The sequence below is a fragment of the Cytobacillus luteolus genome, assembly GCF_017873715.1.
In the GTDB taxonomy this organism is placed as follows: Bacteria; Bacillota; Bacilli; order Bacillales; family Bacillaceae_L; genus Bacillus_BV; species Bacillus_BV luteola.
The window spans coordinates 879,919-898,732 of the sequence record NZ_JAGGKM010000001.1 but is presented as its reverse complement, the minus strand read 5'-3'; the positions used below and the strand labels follow the sequence as shown (position 1 = coordinate 898,732).

The following is an 18,814-nucleotide window of genomic DNA, read 5'->3' as shown; positions in this document are numbered from 1 at the left end:
TTTCCCCAAAGCTTATTACAGTCTTATACGATAATACGACAGAAAGGTTTCATAGAGATTCCTTTGCAATTGACAAAAGCTCGGATTCTTATACAAATAGAAAAACCGCCGAAAAATTATGGCGGAAATTTTTTGTTTAGAAATTTTATCCGTATTAGCAAACTTCTTTATTGGTATTGTTTCTTCACTAATTTAATAAAAACGTTCCTATGATACTGATTGGTTTTTATCAGCTCCACATTTCTCGGATTAAGAAGGATCTTCTTAATATTCTTATCGTTCCAAATCACATTAGTATATTGTGTATTTTTATATAAATCCCTAAACCATGCTTCGGTACTTAGGTTTTCAATCGCTAATCTAAGTTTTGAATGTGATACAGGTTTCATTAAAATTGCATCTCCAATTAGATCAAAACAATGATCCATTTTATCACCGTCCCTTCTAATAACTAAGTCTATAAAAGAATAGATACAGAGATGACAAATTTATAAAATAACTGCTCTTTCAACTAATAACACTTCCCTATGGGTTGGGGCATTGATAAAAAAACACCTGATTTATATGATTGGGTAGGTGCAGGAATCTGTTTAATAGGGGTTTCTGTTATATTATTAGCACCACGACAATAATACCTACCACAAAAAAAGAGCTCTAACCAGAGCTCTGCTAAATTACGATGTTCGTTCTTTTTTCTGAAGTAACACTGTTGGTCATTAAAACTAAGTTGCTTTATAGGTATCATTCATCTAAAATCCATACTTTATGAAGTTTTCGAACGCCCTCCTCAATTTTATCTAATTCAATTCCACAAAAGCCAAGAAGAAATTCATTAGGAATTTTTTCGGTAGGCTGCAACCAAGTAAATGAAGCAGGGATAATTCTGATACCAGCTTTCTTTGAAAGTTCAACTAGCTCTTTTTCAGACTTATTACTTTCTAATTGTAATAAAACATGAAACCCTGCATCTTTTCCAATTAACTTACCTCTCGCCTTAAAAGTTTCCTGAACTGATTTGACTACGAGGTCATGCTTCGTTCGATAGATTTTTCTCATTTTACGAATATGTTTTTCTAGATAGCCTCTCTTCATAAAAAGCTGAAGTACCTTCTGATGAAGTCTTGAGGATGACTGGTCTACTATCATTTCATTTTTATGATAATGATAAGACTCTACTAATTGTTCTGGCAGAACCATATAGTTTACACATATTGCTGGAGATAGAATTTGTGAAAAACCTCCCAAATAAATAACATTTGAATTTTTCATTAATCCTTGAAGAGAGGGTATTGGCCTTCCATAATATCGAAATTCTCCATCATAATCATCTTCTATAACAAAACCATCTACTTCCTTTGCCCACTCAAGTAGTTGCAGTCGCTTAGAGATTGGCATTGTCATGCCTCTTGGAAACTGATGAGACGGTGAGACACAGACGAGTTGAAGGTTATTTTCATAGATTTCCCTAATAGTAATACCATCGCCTTCCAAAGAGATAGGAATGACTTTATAGTTATGGTTTCTGAAAACAGATGGCAATGTTAAATACCCTGGATTCTCTACTCCCATACTTGTTGTATACGATTTAAACATAATTGCAAGCAATGAAATTAATTGAAACTGATTGGCCCCTATCACGATTTGTTCGGGAGTACACTTAACTCCTCGATATTGATGTAAATACTTAGCGATTTCACACCTTAACTCCATTTCCCCTTGTAAATCTCCATAGAAAAGAAGACGTTTATGTTCCTGTTGAAGAACTTCTGTATATAATCTTCTCCATATTTGAAAAGGAAAGTAAGAAAAATCATTCATTGAAAAGTGAAAATCAAACGGATATTCCGTTGCATCAAACATAGGGTAGCTTTGTAATGGTGGCCGTATATTCATATTCTCTTTATCCAGGCTAAATACTGGTTCCGGCAGATCTAATACAATATATCCACTCTTGGGTTTACTTTCAATAAACCCTTCTGCCACCAATTGAAGATAGGCATTTTCAACTGATGTAGTACTTACACTAAGAAAATTTGAAAGCTTTCGAATTGAAGGAAGTCTTGTATTCTTTGTAATTTTCCCAGTGACTATTTCATTTTTAATATAATTGTAGATTTGTACATAAAGTGGAACATCAGTGTTCTCGTCGATAAATGGAAGTATTGGCATTTTTATCATCTGTCCTTTTAATAATTGTAAATCTGTATATTTTTTGATATACAGTTTTGTGTTATTTATTATTATAAGTTAATTAGTTTGATAATTCACACTCTTTTATTGAAAATAAATGATTTGAAAAGGAGTTATGATTAGATGAAACATCAAATCTTAAATGAAATAAAGAACGTAGAAGATGAAATTGTCTCATTATTATCTCAAATGATTCAAATCCCAAGTGTTAACCCACCAGGAGAATATGAGGCGATATGTGACTTCCTTTATGAAAAATTAACAAGTTATGGCTTTGACGATGTTTATGTTTTACCTGTCCCAGAAAACCTAATCAAACAAAAGGGTCTACAGACGAACAGACAAAATTTGATTGCAACATTAAAAGGCGATGGTACTGGGCCTTCACTTATTTTAAATGCCCACTTAGACACAGTCCCAGAAGATGATCATAGTATGTGGACATTTCCACCATTTTCGGGATTGATTCATGATGGAAAAGTTTTTGGTCGAGGGGCAACTGACTCTAAAGGCCGACTTGCAGCTTATATTGGTGCTGCACTTGTACTTAAACGAGCAGGCATTCCTCTATCCGGTGATCTTATCATTGCTGCAACTTGTGATGAAGAAACGGGTGGAGAATTAGGAGCAGGCTACTTAGCAAGTAATGGATTAATCGAAGGTGATTTTGCGCTAGTAGAAGGATATAGCCAAGAAATTATCCATGCGATGGCTGGTATGACTCAATTAATCATTAAATCAGTCGGAGTTCCTGCCCACTCTGGTTTTAAATGGAATGGAATCAATGCAATTGAAAAGATGGCAAAAGTAATTAATGGCTTAGAAAAATTACAATCCGATCTTATGAACGAACCATCCAACATTAATGGAATGAAGTATACAACTATTAACGTTGGCGTTATCTCTGGCGGAACAAAGTCGAATGTAGTTCCTGGAAGTTGCGAAATTGAAGTGGACTTACGAATCATTCCAGAACATTCTATTGATTCAATCGTTGAACGTATCGAGAACATGGTATTTAACTTAAAAGTAGATGACCCAGATATGAATATCATTATTCAGAAAAAAGGGGAAGCAGAAACAACACCGACAATCATCGAACGCAACCATCCGATTATTGAAGCTCTCCAAAAAGCGAGTATAGCAATGAATAATGTTGAACTACCAATAGTTGGAGTTATGGGGCAATCTGACTCTAGATGGTTTATTCAAAATGGAATTCCTGCTATTAATTATGGACCAGGAACTCCTACAAACCGTTTACATGGATATGATGAATATATGGAAATCAGTGATCTTCTTAATACCGTGAAAGTCATTTCATTATTTTGTCTAAATATAGTAAATCAAACAGTAGAAAGCGAGGTTAAAAGATGAGGACAACGAATCAAATAGAAGTAGAGCCTTTTTTAAAAACATTATCTATTTCTGCTTTTACAATAAACAATACCGAAACTGAACTCTATTTAAGCATGAATAAAACGGGCACATATAATCTGTGGAAAATGAATTTATCAGATCAAAACAAGTTAAGCCAACTTACTTTTCATAATCAAAAAACGTCCGAAATAGCTGTTGTACCTACTAAAGATTCGAATTATGATACCATCTATTTTACTAGTGATAGAGATGGGAATGAACTATCTCATATATACACTATTACAACAAATGGAGAAAAATGGAAGGATATTAGAACCAATCAAGAAAGTATGTATTTCCTTACAAAAATTTCAGAGGATGGAAAAAGACTATATTACTCTTCGTCAAAAGACAATCCTCTTTATCTATCTATCTTTTCCTATGATTTAATCAGTAATGAAGAAGTTGTATTACATAAAGGAAGCGAAGCAGAAACTAGACTTTTAGATGTAAGTCCTAATGAAAAGATGATTGCCTACTTTGTACGGAAGAACCATAGCAATATGAAGCTCTATATCAGAAATGAAGAAAGCGAAATTGAAGTCATTTCAAACCCGGTTGAACCGTATAGGATTTCTAATCTTATCTTTATCTCTAATGAAATTGCCTACTTTACCACCAACTATATGGAGGAATATACGTACCTTGCTAAATTCGATCTTTCTTCTGGACAATTTGAAAAGGTAATAGAAATCGATAAAGAAGATATTGAATATCTACACTTTAACCCTTCTACTCATTCTGTCTATTTTCAAACAAAGTCTGGCCCTGTCGATAAACTTTATACCTACCATTTAGAAAATAAAATAGTAAAAAATATCAATCTTCCAACTGATACCATCCAGCAATTTTTTATAACTGAAAACGGAAATATCTATATTTGTGGTTCATCTCCAACCATACCTAGTAGCATTTATAAGAAAACGCCATTAAATGATTGGGAGTGTATACTAGAAAATTCTGTCCCTAATATCCCAACTAAAACGCTAGTAAATCCAGAACGTATGACATATAAGTCTTTCGATGGTGTAGAAATAGAAGCAATGTATTATAAAGCAGATGAATCTATTAGCAACAACCATACGATAATTTATACACATGGTGGCCCTCAGTATAACGAACAAAATAGTTACTTTGGACTTTTTCAATATTTACTCCAACAAGGTTTTAGTATTTTTGCTCCTAACTTTCGAGGAACACCTAATTATGGAACCTCTTTTCTGAAAATGATCGAAAGAGATTGGGGTGGTGGACCACGTTTAGATATCCTTTCTGGAATCGATCAGCTAATCGAAGATGGGAAAGCAACTGAAGAGAAAATTATTACTTTAGGCTTTAGTTATGGTGGATATATGTCCCTTCTTTTATTTGGACGCCACCAGGATAGATTTAAAGCATGTGTAGACGGGTTTGGGCCTAGTAGTTTATTTACTTTGATTCAGACATGTCCACCACATTGGGCAGAACGAATGGACACATGGATTGGTAACCCTACTCGAGATAATGAAAAATTAATAGAACACTCACCTATTTCTTATGTAGACAATATTCGTAAGCCCCTCCTTATTCTTCAAGGAGCGAATGATCCACGAGTAAAACAATCTGAGTCCGATCAAATGGTTTTAGCTTTACAGAACAAAGGAATAGATGTTGAGTATGAAGTATTTTATGATGAGGGACATGGTTTTTCAAAACTTGAAAATGAGATATATGCCTATAAACGTATTAGTGAATTCTTAATGCGAATAACTGAGGAATAGAAATAGAGATAGAGATGTATCTAGTATGCGAATAAATGAAAGCCAGGGATCCTAAACCCCTGGCTTTTTCACACCATAATCTCTTTAGCTTCCGCGTCGTCAGCCTTATGTATAAAATAAGTTAACATATTGAATATCATTGTCTTTTGTTGGTACGTCATCCATATCGTTCCTATTTCAGATGATAAAGCTTCGGTTTCTCAGGCATATAAGGTAATCCTCCAACAAATTATTTATACTCAACCTTTTGCAATCTTTAGGTTTTACCTAGTATGGAAAATCATGAATAAAAAATTTGATGGTACATAGTTAGTTAGCATTTTAATTCAATGGAAAACAGTAGGGTTCATTACTTTCTAATCTTTTCAATTACTTCAATCCTCCAGGCTTCCTCTTTGTTTTCAAACATACCTTCTCCCTTAGCCATGACAAACTGATAATTATAATGTTTTATGTCTTCATTCGTTTGATAAGTTAGGTATACTTTATTCCCTTCGGCCCTGAATTTCTTTAGTTCTTGAATTGCATTAGGAACCCATTCAAAACTTCTTCCGTTAAACAAGAATTCGCAAGGACATGTAGCATCAGTGCCTGAATAACTAAAACCAAGACCTCTTGTATTTAAGAAATAGTCGTGTGTCTCCTTGAAAGTTTTTGAAACCTGATAGGATTCAACCGTACTTATCGCACCAAGAAAGTCTTGATAATTAACTGTCGTCTTTAATCCTTCAACTTCTTTCTCTAATTCTGAAAGTTCACCTACTAACCTCTTATTCTCATGTTCTAGTGATTCTACCGAGTTTGATTTATTCTCATCTTCCTTCTCTAGACTAGCGACCTGTTCAACTAACTTGTCCTTTTCACTTTGCAGTATCACTGCTTCTTCAGAAATACGATGGTTATCAAACATTGCAATCCCTGTTATGATTACTAAAATAACTAAGGCATACGTTTTTACGCTTTTCTTCAAATGAAAGACCCCTTCCAACATTAAAACTAGATTAAATGCAATAATACTATAACTATACGGATAAAAAGATGTGAAGATTCAGTTACCCTTATTTCGTATTGTTAACATGCAAAAAAGAGCCCTATGATGAGCTCTTATCTGTTTTATTTTATATTCAAAATACTATTTGGTATCAAATGCCATTACTTCTGATATAAAATCGTTTGAGCAACTCCGATAAAATACTCTGATTCAACAATAATATGATGCAAAACAACTTTGGCTGTTGGATTCGAGCTAATCGGTTCACTTTCTTCCATCAGTACTCGGCAAAAATTAATGAATAGTTGACTCTGCTGTAAGCAAAATGTAACAAGCTGCATGATATCTTGATAAAGTGCCGGGGAAACTTCCCCTTTTGAACGTTTAACTGTTTGAATATACCTTATTACTTGTTGATGTGCCTCAGCAAAAGCTTTTTCCCATTCCTTAAGAGCCTCAACATACTTCTGTTCAAGATTTCCTACAAGCTCTCGAATAACAACTGTATGTTCCTCTTCTTGGTGCTTCCAAAACTCAGCCTCATCAAGAACTCGCAGCGGCATTTGGTTCCCATAATAATATTGCATAATCCGTCCCCCATTCTATTAATCTCGTTTACTATATATTCCATAGGACATAGATATAGAACGTAAATAGGGCATCACTGCTTTTTTCAATTGATCCACTTTTAGCCGTAATTCAAGTCACCTATTCTTTGATATGCTATATAAAATTTAACACCTAGTTACTTTAAAATTCTGCAAGAAATTAAGCCTACTTACCTTAACTGGCGTTTAAATACTTTACTTGCGATGAAGAAAGCGATAACCATGATGCCTACGCACCAGGCAAGCGCGGTCCAGATACCATTACCAACAGTCCCTTCATACAAGAGGGCACGAATCGTATCTACGATTAAAGTCACGGGCTGGTTCTCAGCAAACGTCCGAACAATACTAGGCATCGTTTCGGTGGGTACAAAAGCAGAACTGATAAACGGTAGAAAAATTAGCGGGTATGAGTAAGCTGTGGCCCCTTCCAAAGACCCTGCTGTCAAACCAGGAATGACCGCCAGCCATGTCAGCGCCAGCGTAAACAGCACAAGTATCCCAATTACCGCGAGCCAATCCATGATATCAGCATTAGAACGGAAGCCCATCAATAGTGCGACAAAGACAACCACCACAACTGTAAGCGCATTAGAAACAAGCGAGGTCAACACATGAGACCACAATACAGACGAGCGCTTGATTGGCATTGTAATGAATCGCGCCATCAGCCCACTCTTCACATCCGTAAAGAGCCTTAAAGAAGTGTAAGCGACGCCTGATGCAATTGTGATCAGCAAGATTCCGGGTAACAAATAATTAACGTAGTTGTCCGTGCCTGTCTCTATAGCACCACCAAATACATAGACAAACATCAGCATCATCATAATCGGTGTAATCGCCACTGTGATAATTGTATCCGGGCTACGCATGATATTGCGCATTAAACGCCCTAGTAGCACCCCTGTTTTACTTTTCATTTACATTTCCTCCTTTTTTGCCGATGATTGCTAGGAAAATTTCCTCCAATGTCGGCTGCTTCTCGATGTATTCCACTTTCGCTGGCGGAAACATCATCTTAAGTTCGGTAAGGGTACCAGTCGAGATAATTTTCCCACCATGTAGAATGGCAATACGGTCCGCCAGTTGTTCGGCTTCCTCTAGGTACTGAGTGGTCAGTAAGATGGTCGTTCCACCGCTGGCAAGCTCCTTGACGATTTCCCAGACTTCAATTCGCGCTTCTGGGTCAAGCCCTGTAGTCGGTTCATCTAGAAAAATGACTGCTGGATTCCCTATCAGGCTCATGGCAATGTCAAGCCTGCGCTTCATCCCACCAGAGTATTTGTCAGCACGGCGGTTGGCTGCTTCCGTCAAGTTGAATCTTACAAGCAGATTGTCGGCGACTTGAGCAGGATCGGACACTCCCCTTAACTTGGCAATCATCATTAGATTTTCCCGCCCGGTTAGTATGCCATCTAAAGCTGCAAACTGACCTGTTAGGCTGATGCTCTGGCGAACACGATCCGGCTGACGCAAAACGTCAAAGTTGCAAATATTTATTTCGCCACCATCTGGCTTTATTAATGTTGAAAGGATGTTGACTATTGTTGTCTTGCCCGCTCCATTTGAGCCCAACAGTGCGAATATTTCACCACGATGCACATCAAAATCCACCCCCTTCAAAACTTCCCTCTCTTTGAAGGATTTTTCTAACCTCTTTACAGAAATTGCTGGATTGCTCATAATTTTCCTCCTTATAAAAGTGCAACAAAGCTTCTTGAAAGAACCGGAAATTAGGTAGCTTTGTCTGATAGGCACGCTAGTTACTCGAGTACAACAAAGTTGAGTAATTATCCGGTCAAGAGCCTTGTGTAGATAGTTTAAATTTTCAAAAATGAACTACTTAGTGTGACAGGTATTCAGTATCACTTACTACCGATGTAAAAAATTACTGAATAGGTGAGATGCCAATTCTCATTAAATAATCATCTATTCAGTCGATATTTTCTATTAAATTTGCTATTTCCCAATCGTATCGTTCAACTTCTGGCGATATTTGTCTTTCCAAGTTTTTGTGTCCTTCACCAGTTCGTCGCAAAAAGCGGCCACGTCCTCACCCGTGAGGTCAGTGACTTTCCTACCATCCACAGCACCTTCCTCGAAGAGATCAAGAATAGCGCAAAAAATACGACTAGTTTCCTTCCAATCAGTGAGGCCACTAGCGGTCCACATGTATTGTTGGATGGCTTTGTAAGCGTTATGGTATTCATTTGGAAGTGCTTTTGCACGCGCCTCCATTGCCTTCCATTCTCGTTTTTCTTCTAGACTTCCAATAATTTTTTCTAAAAAACTCATCTTACTTCTCTCCTTTTGATATCTTTAGTTTTGAGTTCGTTAATTTTACTTGAAACGAATTCCCATTTTGTCCAAAAAACTTCAAGTTGCTTTTGACCTGCTGCATTGAGTTTGTAAAATTTTCTAGGTGGCCCCATAGTGGATGGCTTTTTCTCGATGTCTACTAGATTGTTTTTCTCAAGCCTCATGGTAATCGTATAAACAGTTCCTTCAACTACATCAGTGAAGCCAAGTTCTCGAAGCTGTTGCGTGATTTCATAACCGTAAGTTTCTCCACGACTGATGATTTCAAGCACGCACCCCTCAAGGACCCCTTTAAGCATTTCCGTAATATTTTCCAAGAATTCACCCCCCATTGTATTTCACATACTTTCTTTATTACTATGTTTCACAGGTATTTTGTACTACTGATATTCAGTATTACTTACTACTGGTATATAGTAATGCAGAATAGTGTCACTTGTCAACAATAAAACGTGAATGGGGAAAGTTTTTCCCATTTATAACAACAAAAATAGAGGTACAAAATTGTACCTCCAAATATTCTGAATTTGTTATTTTTTCCTTCTAAGTCCAAACGGATAAATGTTAAAAAGGAACCTCTTAATTTAACGATTAATAAGCTGTTTCTTCGTTATTAAGATTCAACTGCCAGATTGTACCGAATTTATCAGTAACTTGACCATAGAGCTTTGCCCAAAAGGTTTCTTGAAGCTCCATGCCTACTGTTCCACCTTCTTTAAGACGATTAAAAACAGATTGAAGCTTGTCCGCGTCAAAAGAATGATAAGCTAGGCTTATGTTGTTTCCAACCGTAAACGGTGAACCAGGGAACGTATCTGAAAACATCACATTACTACCTTCAACATTGATGCGAGCATGCATAACTAAATTCTTCGCTTCTTCCGGGAGTGGATATTCTGGGTTTGGAGGGTTCTCTCCAAACGTCATAATTTGTGGTTGTTCCGTCCCAAAAACTTCAGCATAAAACTCTACTGCTTCACGACAATTTCCATTAAACGTTAAATAAACATCAACAGCCATTTCATTCACTCCCTATTATATACTACACATTTAAATGAATCTTCTTACATTGTAACCATTAAAAGCTATAGATAACATCTTTTCTTTTGAACTTTGGGAAGGGTTCTATTAAAACAGAGCCAGAGATCATCCTATAATCTCTGGCCCTTCTACATTCATATACATTTCCTTTAACATCTTTTTCGCCCGAAGCATCCTTGTTTTTATCGTAGAAAGGTTAATATTCAAATGTTGTTCGATTTCTTTCAATGATTGATTTTTAAAGTAGTAGAGCCTAAGAACCTCTTGATATTTCGAAGGCAGCAATTTTAATTTATCTAAGACTTCTTCTTGATCACAACGGTCTAACACCTCTGATTCTGGTGTAAATTCTTCCTTATCCATAAAAAGCTCGATATCTTCATGCAGCACATCCCTCTTGCGGTAGCCTTTTCGTAAATAGTCTATACAATGATTGGTAGCAATTCGATACATCCACGTATGAAAAGAGCATTTACCGTTAAACGTTTTATGTGCTAAATAGCATTTTATAAGAATTTCATGGGTAAGATCTTCCGCTACATAGTTATCTTTGACATATGAAAGTGCAATGGAATATACCTTCTGTTTATATTCTGTATATAGCTCATTTACTTTTTGTTCATCTAGTAATTCCGGTTTCATAGTACCCCTCCTCTTTCCCTAGAAAAAGAGATTACATTCCTGTATAACAATTCATCCCTCTAAAAGTAGGAAGGAAACTACCGTTCATGTATCTACTATTTTACAAATAATTGATGCAGATATATTTCAAATTTAACTTTCTCATTTAATGAATCTTTGAAAACGACTTGGCCGCTAAAAAGTTTTTCACCCGTGCTAACATCAGCTACAATTACAAACATATTCCCATCTGCATTCATTTGGGATGAAGCAGCATAGAACTTCCCGTCTTTAACGGTCACGATTGGTTGGTATATTGGACCTATTACGCTTGGCAGTTGAATACGAAAAGCTTTATCAGCCTGATTTTCTCCTAAATGATATGGAGTGACAACAAGCTCTTGCCCATCTATGCTCGTATGGTAAAGTGTACCATCAAATGAACTAAGTTGAGTCTGATTCAAACTCAAATCTGATATATTTAATGTTTCTTTTTCTTTTGATAACAGGTTAAAAGAGACGATTTCATGAGTGGCCTCTTCTACTCTAGTAGATTCCATGTCTTCAGTTATTTTTTCTTCAGTGATTTGAAAAATCAAGTTTTCATTCGCTTGTGTAGGACTTGATTCAATTAACTGAGCATAGGTATAGGTATTATCTTGACTCTTAGTAAATTGAAGAATCGATTCTTTATGGCTAATTTTTTGATTTTCTAGATCGATTGTATAAAGATAATGCTCGCCATAAGAGTTATGATTACTCTTCATATTATTTCGGGTAATAAGAATTAAATCGTCCTCGATTATTTGTACATCCTCCACATGAATATAATTTAATTCTTTGCTGTCAGGAACTTTAACCATAAACGAATTAATCTTATTATTTCCTTTATTTAATACAGAAATCTCAAATGAAAAATCACGGGATCTTAATGGACCAACATCTTCTACCATTGCATAAGCTAGAACCTGATCATTTTCAAAATACGATTCAACCCATGTACTTTTACCACGCATGAAGCTACGATATTCTTCTTGTAACTCTTTAATCACCATCTGGTAAGATCCTATCACTTGATTTAGAAAGGAACGACTGTTGTAGACAGATCCTTCTGCACTGATTTTCACGTTTGAACTTACATAGTTCATATAGGACATATCTGTATAAGATCCCTCTAACACCAATGACTCTATCTCTTCGGGATTACCGCTTACAGTTTGAATCTCAAACTCTGGGAATTGTTCCTCTGACCAAGCCGAATTCACATAGAATGTTCCTAAGCTAAGCACGATTACAGCGATGATTGCAGTAGTTTTCCAGTATTTTCTCATGTTCCACACTCCTTAAACGGTAATCTTTTTCCTTAATAAAAATCCACTCAACAGAACGGATGCTGCGAATACAATCACACCCATTAAGACGACAAGTACAAACAATTCAACTGGATAGAAAAATTGATTAAAAACAAACTCGTGTAATAGAATTGGTAGAATCAATAATAGGATAGCTGCACCGCCGTACAATACACCCGCAAAAATCCCTTTCCACTTGAAACTTCTTTCTAATAGAATCGCTGTGAATAGAATTGATACACCCATTAATCCTGCTCCATAAAATAAAATCAGTTCAATAAAATTACTTGGAATAATAATCGATAATTCAGGCATGCTGGTTAAAATTTGAAGGACACCTATGTCGCTCCTGAACTCAGCTGGGACCATCAGTTTCATGACCCACATTTCAATAGGCAGGAAAATAAGTTGAAAGGCAACCAAACCAACAGTCAGGATTAGGATTGTCGTAATCTTGGCAAAAAAGATATTCAATCTTGTTGTTGGAAGCATCAATAATCGGTAAATAAATGTATTTTTTCCAACCCAATCACGGTACCAGATCAGGAAGATATAAAATCCTACACCAGCCACACATAATGCGATAGGACCCATGAACCACGTACTTCTTACAACTTGTAGAAAACTCATTTGGCCGTAAGACGCTAGAAACTGAGCACTTGATAGCATCTGTTCATACATTTGATCATTCGCAATCGAGAGATATCTTCTTGATTCAACAACCACGCCTATCATTTGTAAAACAAGTGTTATTCCTAGTAAAACTGCAAATAGTTTGGCAACTCTATTAAATTCAAAATTCACTAACTTCATGTAATTCATCATCTCTGATACACCTCTCTCATCACATCAATGACAGATTTTCCTTCCAATTCACGAGCATCTTCTGCGCTAAACTCTTTTGTAACCATTCCATCATCAAGCAGGACTACCTTATCTAGTAAATGCTCAATATCTCCTATTTCATGTGTCGTTATGATTACGCCTCGATTCTCAATCAAATGACTCGTGAACACATTGGCGATTTCCTCACGACTGAACATGTCAATTCCAGAGAACGGCTCATCCATTAATACATAATCAACGTCAAGTGCTAAACCAAGTAAAAGATTGACCTTTGCTTTGTTTCCTTTTGATAAAGAAGATACTCGATCACTTTGATTTAATCTGAAAAAACCAAGTAATTCGTTCGCACGCTCCTGATTCCAACACGTATAGAAATCTCTCATAAACTCCATTGACTCTGCAATCGTCATATGTGGAAGCATCGTAATAGCATCAGGAATAAAGGTAATTTTTTCGAACGAATGTTTATCTAATGGTTCCCCATCGATTAAGATTTGTCCTTTACTAATGGGAGTAAGGGCCATAATTGCATTTAAGATAGTTGTCTTCCCCACTCCATTTATTCCAATTAAACAAGTGATTTCACCCTTGTTTGCTGTAAAAGATACACCCTTTAAAATTTTCTTAAACCCGTATTTCTTTTCAACACCTATTACTTCAATCATGATTAAGCCTCCTTATCGTGGGCAGTCGTATACTTATCTCTAACCAGTTCAAGAAGCTCCTCAACTGGCGCATTAATCGAACGAACAGAGGTAACAAACTGATCAACCGCTTCAATAAGCAGCTCCTCTCTAACCTTACCTAATACCTTACTATCTGTTGTGATTTTACTTGGGTAATTCTTCTCTGTATAAATCAACCCTTGTTCCTCCATTTCCTTATACGCCCTTTGCGCTGTATTAGGATTTACTTTCATTCGGTTTGCGAGCTCCCGTCTAGACGGAATTTCTACTCCTGGCTCCAATTCTCCAATTGCGATCTTTTCCTTAAAATAACGAACTATCTGCAAATAGACTGGATCACGGTTATTAAAATTTACATTCATCGAAACAACTCCTATACGACCTATTAGATGTTACCTAACCAAGGTGTGTGTATTAAGCGGTTCATACATCATAGGTGTATTATATGGTTCATACACTTTACTTGTCAATCCTATTTTGTAAAATTATTCTAATAGTAAGCATTTAACGTACTAGAGTTGAAGATGAAACAGAGGGACGGACCCAATGTTTGCTCCGTTTAGCGAAACGAAAGAAACATGAGGTCCGTCCCTCTGTTTTAATGTAACCGAAATTTTGTGTTGGTTTAGGTGCTCTCTTGCTAGTTAATAATAAAGCTAAGATGTTAAATATTGCAGGGAAGGTGAAAGTGTTGAGTCAGGTCGATTTGTTTGAGTCGCTTGTTGAGAAAAGAGTACAGTTTAATAATGAGATTGATCAATATTGGGAGCAGTTTTCGAACATAGATACATGGCAGTTTTGGGCGTGTGTGGCTATGTTAATCATACCTCTAATTATTTTGTTTGTATTGCTAGATCGAACAAGAGTATTTGAAATAGGTTTTTATGGTTTTTCTATCCATGCTATCACATTATATTTAGATACATACGGCATAAAAGAAGGGTTATGGGGATATCCTTTCCAATTGTCACCTTATATTGTTTCTAACTTCACGTTAGATGCTTCATTGATACCTGTTACCTTTATGCTCATTTATCAATTTACTTTCCATAGAAGTAGGTTATTCTATATTTCTAATCTAGCAGGTATTATTGCGTTTGCATTTATTCTTAAACCAATTTATGAAAACTAAATTTCTTTTGGATGGCTCCTCATATGAATTATATAAAGCTCTCTCTATATTATTTAGCTGCCGTTTTTACTTCCATCATACTTGTTAAAATTTTTCACTCTCTTTATAAACCAAAAGTGTAATGAAACACTCGCTTTTGGTTTATAAAATTATACGCTTAAGTAGTCAGTTTCTAAGAAGCATAGGAATCGACTTTTTAAGTTTAATATTGCATATTAAGCTGTAGCCTCGTTAATTACCCTTCACCGTAGTATTCAGCAAAATATAAAAAAACAAATCTCCTTACAAGATAGTTTCTTAGCTCTCCTTGTGTCGCTGTTTCAATTGGTGGTTTTGTTAGGGTATATGCTTTAGCATTTAGTTCAGCAAATTTATCTTTATCAACTTCATTATGATAAACATCATCAATAATCGCTGAAGTTAAAGCGGCTTTTGGATATCCCATAAAAAACACTTTTGTTCTTAGTGCTGTATTTGGTGTTGAGTGTAATAATAAAAAAATTACTGCTACACCTATTAAAAAGATTACCTCTTTCTTTAAAAACAACTTTTTGATTGCTTTTATCACTTAAATAAATACCTCCTTACTCAAAATTGTATAGCTATCCTGCTAGTTCAATGAATAATCCCTACAACATTCCCCAGAGTAAATTAATCTGAGCAGTAAGGAAGTAAAAAAGCAATCCTATGGAAACCACCTTGATTATTTGTTTTGGAGACTGATATAAAACAAAAATCATGGCTATCCAGAGTGAAAATTCAAGTATATATATAATATCAAAATACCAAAATCCAAATGCAAAAGCCTGCCTTGAAATAAACATGATTTCTGGTTAACATCTCTTTCTTTATTTACGTTTCAAGGGATTGAACTTTTCAATGCCTTTATTGAACTTTATAAAGAAAATAAGTAATGGATAACTTTTCTTGTTAAGTGTATAGGTAAAAGCCAGAGATTCTAGTCTCTGGCTTTTTTTCGTCAATCTATTTATGGAATATTCAGCCTGCTATTAACCAATAATTTCTTTTGCAAGAGGTGGTTTTTCCATCCATCCGTGTTTAATTAGAAGTTTAGTGCCATCTTCTCCATACTTTGCAACTTCCGCAGCTAGTCGAGTAAAATCTAATCCAATGTCTCGTTTTATTGAATTAGAAATCGCATTTCCATAATTACTAAGTCCTTGGGCATTTAAAAAAGTAACTAAAGTAAGCATTAATTTTTCTGAAAAAGGAGGTTCTTTAGATGATGTGACACCTGTATTCCAAGTATTAGGAACTGGTATCTCTTGTTCTTTAAGATGTTTTGACATTAAGTCTATATGCTTCTCGGCAATATCTTTGCCTCTTATAAAATAGTCTCTTAATTCTCCCTTATCAGTTATTTGGACAAAACTACTTATTAGCGATTGTCCTATTGCATTTGTCATAAGATTATAAAATATACTTGCTATCTCAATTCCAGCAAGAGGTCGTTTATCATTAAACCATCCATTTAAGAAGCTCTCTTTTTTTATAAATTCTACTTCTGTTGGAACAGGAATATATGGAGCTCGTATCCAAAGCCCCTTGGATAGCAACATCCTTCTTGAGTCTTCTAGTAAGATTAATGATTTTGTTAATAAGTTTTTATAAAAATCAAAAATGTCATCTCTTGCAATTGTATTAATGGCTAATGATGCATAATTTAAATTCCCTTTACCGACAAACCACTGAAAATAGAGTATAAAAGGATCAGTGTATAATCTATCAGTTGTAGTAAGAATGTCTGAATCATTAATCCCAACAGGTATTGGGATATTATCTTTACTAAATAAACTTTTTAATGAAATCAGATTATTTTCACATGAATCCAATGCAAATTTATTTACTTTTTTTATTTCTGGATCTTCCACTATTTTATCAAAATAGGTTAACATACAGTGGTTTAATGTTTCAGCTTGGTAAGTAGACCAAAGATATCCAATTTCAGAAGCAGTCATATCAATTTTGATATTCTCCATTTTCTATACCACCCTTCTTATTATAAAGGTAGTATCTTCAAAATAATTACCATTTATGAAAGTCAACTCTTCATACCTAGCTACTGATTGCAGCTTACTCACGAGAAGAACGCATGGTATATACTATGTCATATGGGGTAAATTAAATGGCTGTAATCAACTTAAACTAATTATTTTTCTAAAAAGCTAAATCTACTAAAACTTGATATTTCCATATATACCTCGTTTCTAATCAATCCCATACGACATGTTTGCCCTAGAAAACGTAACGTTTGCGCCACTTCTACCCTGACAAACATCAACCTGTGCCTATGTCCCATGAACCAACTTTTAAATTTTTCATACACTGTTTATAAATGAATTAAGTAGGGTGTTTAAATGGAACATGATAATAAAAAAATTGAAAAGGTTGATGTGGCATCTCACGCTAAGGAAAAGCCCACAAACCAAATCGCAGTTCAGCACGCATCTTCAGGGAATAATGAGGCCAAGGCAACAGTAATTCAATATAACCTTAATACTACCTCTGATCATATCTATAGTATGATTATGTTGTACATGACTAGTTTACTTCAACAACGAACACATTCAGCGAGTTCAAAAGAGTTTGAAGAAAAGGTAGAAAAAGTAGAAAAATGGATAGAAGAATTGATAGACGAAGAAAAAGCATTTCGCAAAAGAGTGTTAGAGGAACTATCAAAACAAAAAACAGATTGATAAAGCAGCTCCTTATACAAGGGCTGCTTTTTCACTTTGCTACATAACTAGCAATCCTTTACTAGAGATACAGCTACGACTTGACTTTGTTGGATAAAGACAAGCTGATTTTCTTCAAAAGGTCCAGTTGCTTCGGTTAACCGAATAGGAATTGCATCAAAGTCTTCTGGAAAAAGATCTTCGATTGGGTTTTCGGCAAGTTCAACTCTAAATCCTCTAAATTCCGAACCATCAACTGTCAATATTAGAAGCTCTTTCATCATGTTTAATCCCTCCTCTCAATTTATCTATATGTTTTACTAGTAGAATTTCTTGGACAAAGAGCCATTCTCGTAAAAATGTGTTTTCACATAGTTAGTTCGTCCATACATGTCCTACTTGCGAGGAATAACATATAATTGAGCACCGAAAGGAGGAACTAGTATGGAAAATGAAAAAAATAAAAAAAGTAAGTTTGCAGCAGCCGATGCTGATAAGCTGTCATCAGCTGCGGCTAGTGGTGGACCTGATGGTGGAAGTGCCGCAGCTTCTAGTGCTAAAGATCATGCAGCAGGTGCGGCAGGTAGTGATGATGCAGCAGCTGCTGCAACCGATGCTGGTCGTCATGCAGCAGCTGCTGCCGGTAATGACGATGCCGACGCTGCTGCAGCCGACTCCGATTCAAGTAGACATGCCGCAGCTGCTGCTGGTAATGAAGATGCTGATGCTGCCGCATCTGATGCAGCAGCAGGTGAAAATTCTTCTTCAGCTGCAGGTACTACATCAGCAGCTTCCAGTGGGAAAAATGCTGCAGCCGCTGCAGGAGCAAATGCTGATGCGGATGCCGATGCCGATGCTGACGCGGATGCCGATGCTGACGCTGATGCCGATGCCGATGCCGATGCCGATGCTGACGCCGATGCCGATGCCGATGCCGATGCCGATGCCGACGCGGATGCCGATGCCGATGCCGATGCCGATGCTGACGCCGATGCTGACGCCGATGCTGATGCCGATGCAGATGCTGCTGCGGATGCCGATGCTGACGCCGATGCTGATGCCGATGCCGATGCTGCGGCTGCCGCTGCTGCAGGGTCAGCCACAAACATTGTCGTTCAGTCTGTGACCTCAGGAAACAATACAGCAAGTAACT

Annotated in this window: 23 protein-coding genes and 1 pseudogene; 6 read left to right on the top strand and 18 right to left on the bottom strand. The window is 36.2% G+C overall.

All coding sequences use genetic code 11. The features are described 5' to 3' along the window. Positions 1-167: 167 nt before the first annotated feature. Positions 168-428: a hypothetical protein gene (locus J2Z26_RS04640; RefSeq protein ID WP_193534042.1), complete on the bottom strand. Its 261-nt coding sequence runs from the start codon at positions 426-428 to the stop codon at positions 168-170. Between the two features lie 102 nt (positions 429-530). Between J2Z26_RS04640 and J2Z26_RS04635 the strand changes: the two are divergent. Continuing rightward, positions 531-632: pseudogene (locus J2Z26_RS04635) on the top strand (YnfA family protein); the annotation flags it as partial. A 109-nt stretch (positions 633-741) separates the two neighbouring features. On the opposite strand, the gene pdxR reads toward J2Z26_RS04635, so the two are convergent. Then, complete coding sequence (gene pdxR, locus J2Z26_RS04630; protein WP_193534059.1) at positions 742-2,169, bottom strand: MocR-like pyridoxine biosynthesis transcription factor PdxR; 1,428 nt, start codon at positions 2,167-2,169, stop codon at positions 742-744. Between the two features lie 144 nt (positions 2,170-2,313). Between pdxR and J2Z26_RS04625 the strand changes: the two genes are divergently transcribed. Continuing rightward, positions 2,314-3,567 (top strand): M20 family metallopeptidase, encoded by a 1,254-nt coding sequence (locus J2Z26_RS04625; protein ID WP_193534041.1) that lies wholly within the window; start codon positions 2,314-2,316, stop codon positions 3,565-3,567. Continuing rightward, positions 3,564-5,369, top strand: coding sequence for a S9 family peptidase (locus J2Z26_RS04620; protein WP_193534040.1), 1,806 nt, complete (start codon positions 3,564-3,566; stop codon positions 5,367-5,369). The genes J2Z26_RS04625 and J2Z26_RS04620 overlap by 4 nt, the downstream gene beginning before the upstream one ends. A gap of 68 nt (positions 5,370-5,437) precedes the next feature. Here the strand turns inward: J2Z26_RS04620 and J2Z26_RS22490 are convergent, their stop codons facing one another. The 13 genes from J2Z26_RS22490 to J2Z26_RS04560 all read right to left on the bottom strand — a co-directional run bounded on the left by J2Z26_RS22490 (position 5,438) and on the right by J2Z26_RS04560 (position 14,195). After that, on the bottom strand, positions 5,438-5,509 hold the full coding sequence (locus J2Z26_RS22490) for a hypothetical protein (protein WP_411797407.1): 72 nt from the start codon (positions 5,507-5,509) through the stop codon (positions 5,438-5,440). A gap of 209 nt (positions 5,510-5,718) precedes the next feature. Continuing rightward, complete coding sequence (locus J2Z26_RS04615) at positions 5,719-6,339, bottom strand: hypothetical protein (RefSeq protein ID WP_193534039.1); 621 nt, start codon at positions 6,337-6,339, stop codon at positions 5,719-5,721. Between the two features lie 182 nt (positions 6,340-6,521). Beyond that, the gene (locus tag J2Z26_RS04610; RefSeq protein WP_193534038.1) at positions 6,522-6,947 is read right to left on the bottom strand and encodes a DUF2935 domain-containing protein; all 426 of its coding nucleotides are present in this window, start codon (positions 6,945-6,947) and stop codon (positions 6,522-6,524) included. A gap of 191 nt (positions 6,948-7,138) precedes the next feature. Next, positions 7,139-7,888 carry an ABC transporter permease gene (locus J2Z26_RS04605; protein ID WP_193534037.1) on the bottom strand — a complete coding sequence of 250 codons (750 nt, stop codon included), beginning with the start codon at positions 7,886-7,888 and terminating at the stop codon, positions 7,139-7,141. Further along, entirely contained in the window at positions 7,878-8,651 is a 774-nt protein-coding gene (locus J2Z26_RS04600) for an ABC transporter ATP-binding protein (protein WP_193534036.1), read from the bottom strand. Before J2Z26_RS04600 ends, J2Z26_RS04605 begins: the two co-directional genes overlap by 11 nt. A 276-nt stretch (positions 8,652-8,927) precedes the next feature. After that, positions 8,928-9,263 (bottom strand): DUF1048 domain-containing protein, encoded by a 336-nt coding sequence (locus tag J2Z26_RS04595; RefSeq protein ID WP_193534035.1) that lies wholly within the window; start codon positions 9,261-9,263, stop codon positions 8,928-8,930. Next, positions 9,260-9,604, bottom strand: coding sequence for a PadR family transcriptional regulator (locus J2Z26_RS04590; RefSeq protein ID WP_193534034.1), 345 nt, complete (start codon positions 9,602-9,604; stop codon positions 9,260-9,262). Before J2Z26_RS04590 ends, J2Z26_RS04595 begins: the two co-directional genes overlap by 4 nt. 274 nt (positions 9,605-9,878) lie before the next feature. Continuing rightward, a complete protein-coding gene (locus tag J2Z26_RS04585; RefSeq protein WP_193534033.1) occupies positions 9,879-10,307 on the bottom strand; it encodes a VOC family protein in 429 nt (142 codons plus the stop codon). A 126-nt stretch (positions 10,308-10,433) separates the two neighbouring features. Further along, positions 10,434-10,970, bottom strand: coding sequence for an RNA polymerase sigma factor (locus J2Z26_RS04580; protein ID WP_193534032.1), 537 nt, complete (start codon positions 10,968-10,970; stop codon positions 10,434-10,436). 95 nt (positions 10,971-11,065) lie between these two features. Beyond that, on the bottom strand, positions 11,066-12,280 hold the full coding sequence (locus J2Z26_RS04575) for a hypothetical protein (protein ID WP_193534031.1): 1,215 nt from the start codon (positions 12,278-12,280) through the stop codon (positions 11,066-11,068). Positions 12,281-12,292: 12 nt separating this feature from the next. Next, the gene (locus J2Z26_RS04570; RefSeq protein WP_193534030.1) at positions 12,293-13,126 is read right to left on the bottom strand and encodes a hypothetical protein; all 834 of its coding nucleotides are present in this window, start codon (positions 13,124-13,126) and stop codon (positions 12,293-12,295) included. Then, entirely contained in the window at positions 13,123-13,812 is a 690-nt protein-coding gene (locus J2Z26_RS04565; protein WP_193534029.1) for an ATP-binding cassette domain-containing protein, read from the bottom strand. Before J2Z26_RS04565 ends, J2Z26_RS04570 begins: the two co-directional genes overlap by 4 nt. A 2-nt stretch (positions 13,813-13,814) precedes the next feature. After that, a complete protein-coding gene (locus J2Z26_RS04560; RefSeq protein WP_193534028.1) occupies positions 13,815-14,195 on the bottom strand; it encodes a GntR family transcriptional regulator in 381 nt (126 codons plus the stop codon). A gap of 329 nt (positions 14,196-14,524) precedes the next feature. Between J2Z26_RS04560 and J2Z26_RS04555 the strand changes: the two genes are divergently transcribed. After that, positions 14,525-14,965, top strand: a complete 441-nt coding sequence (locus tag J2Z26_RS04555) for a CBO0543 family protein (protein ID WP_193534027.1) — start codon at positions 14,525-14,527, stop codon at positions 14,963-14,965. Between the two features lie 235 nt (positions 14,966-15,200). On the opposite strand, the gene J2Z26_RS04550 is transcribed toward J2Z26_RS04555, so the two are convergent. Beyond that, positions 15,201-15,533, bottom strand: coding sequence for a hypothetical protein (locus J2Z26_RS04550; protein WP_193534026.1), 333 nt, complete (start codon positions 15,531-15,533; stop codon positions 15,201-15,203). A gap of 442 nt (positions 15,534-15,975) precedes the next feature. Further along, positions 15,976-16,965: a DUF3231 family protein gene (locus J2Z26_RS04545; protein WP_193534025.1), complete on the bottom strand. Its 990-nt coding sequence runs from the start codon at positions 16,963-16,965 to the stop codon at positions 15,976-15,978. Between the two features lie 378 nt (positions 16,966-17,343). Here J2Z26_RS04545 and J2Z26_RS04540 point away from each other — a divergent pair, with 378 nt between their 5' ends. Further along, complete coding sequence (locus J2Z26_RS04540) at positions 17,344-17,682, top strand: hypothetical protein (protein WP_193534024.1); 339 nt, start codon at positions 17,344-17,346, stop codon at positions 17,680-17,682. A gap of 47 nt (positions 17,683-17,729) precedes the next feature. Here the strand turns inward: J2Z26_RS04540 and J2Z26_RS04535 are convergent, their stop codons facing one another. Further along, a complete protein-coding gene (locus tag J2Z26_RS04535) occupies positions 17,730-17,945 on the bottom strand; it encodes a hypothetical protein (RefSeq protein WP_193534023.1) in 216 nt (71 codons plus the stop codon). 167 nt (positions 17,946-18,112) lie between these two features. On the opposite strand from J2Z26_RS04535, the gene J2Z26_RS04530 reads away from it, so the two are divergent. After that, complete coding sequence (locus tag J2Z26_RS04530; RefSeq protein WP_193534022.1) at positions 18,113-18,787, top strand: hypothetical protein; 675 nt, start codon at positions 18,113-18,115, stop codon at positions 18,785-18,787. Positions 18,788-18,814 lie beyond the last annotated feature (27 nt).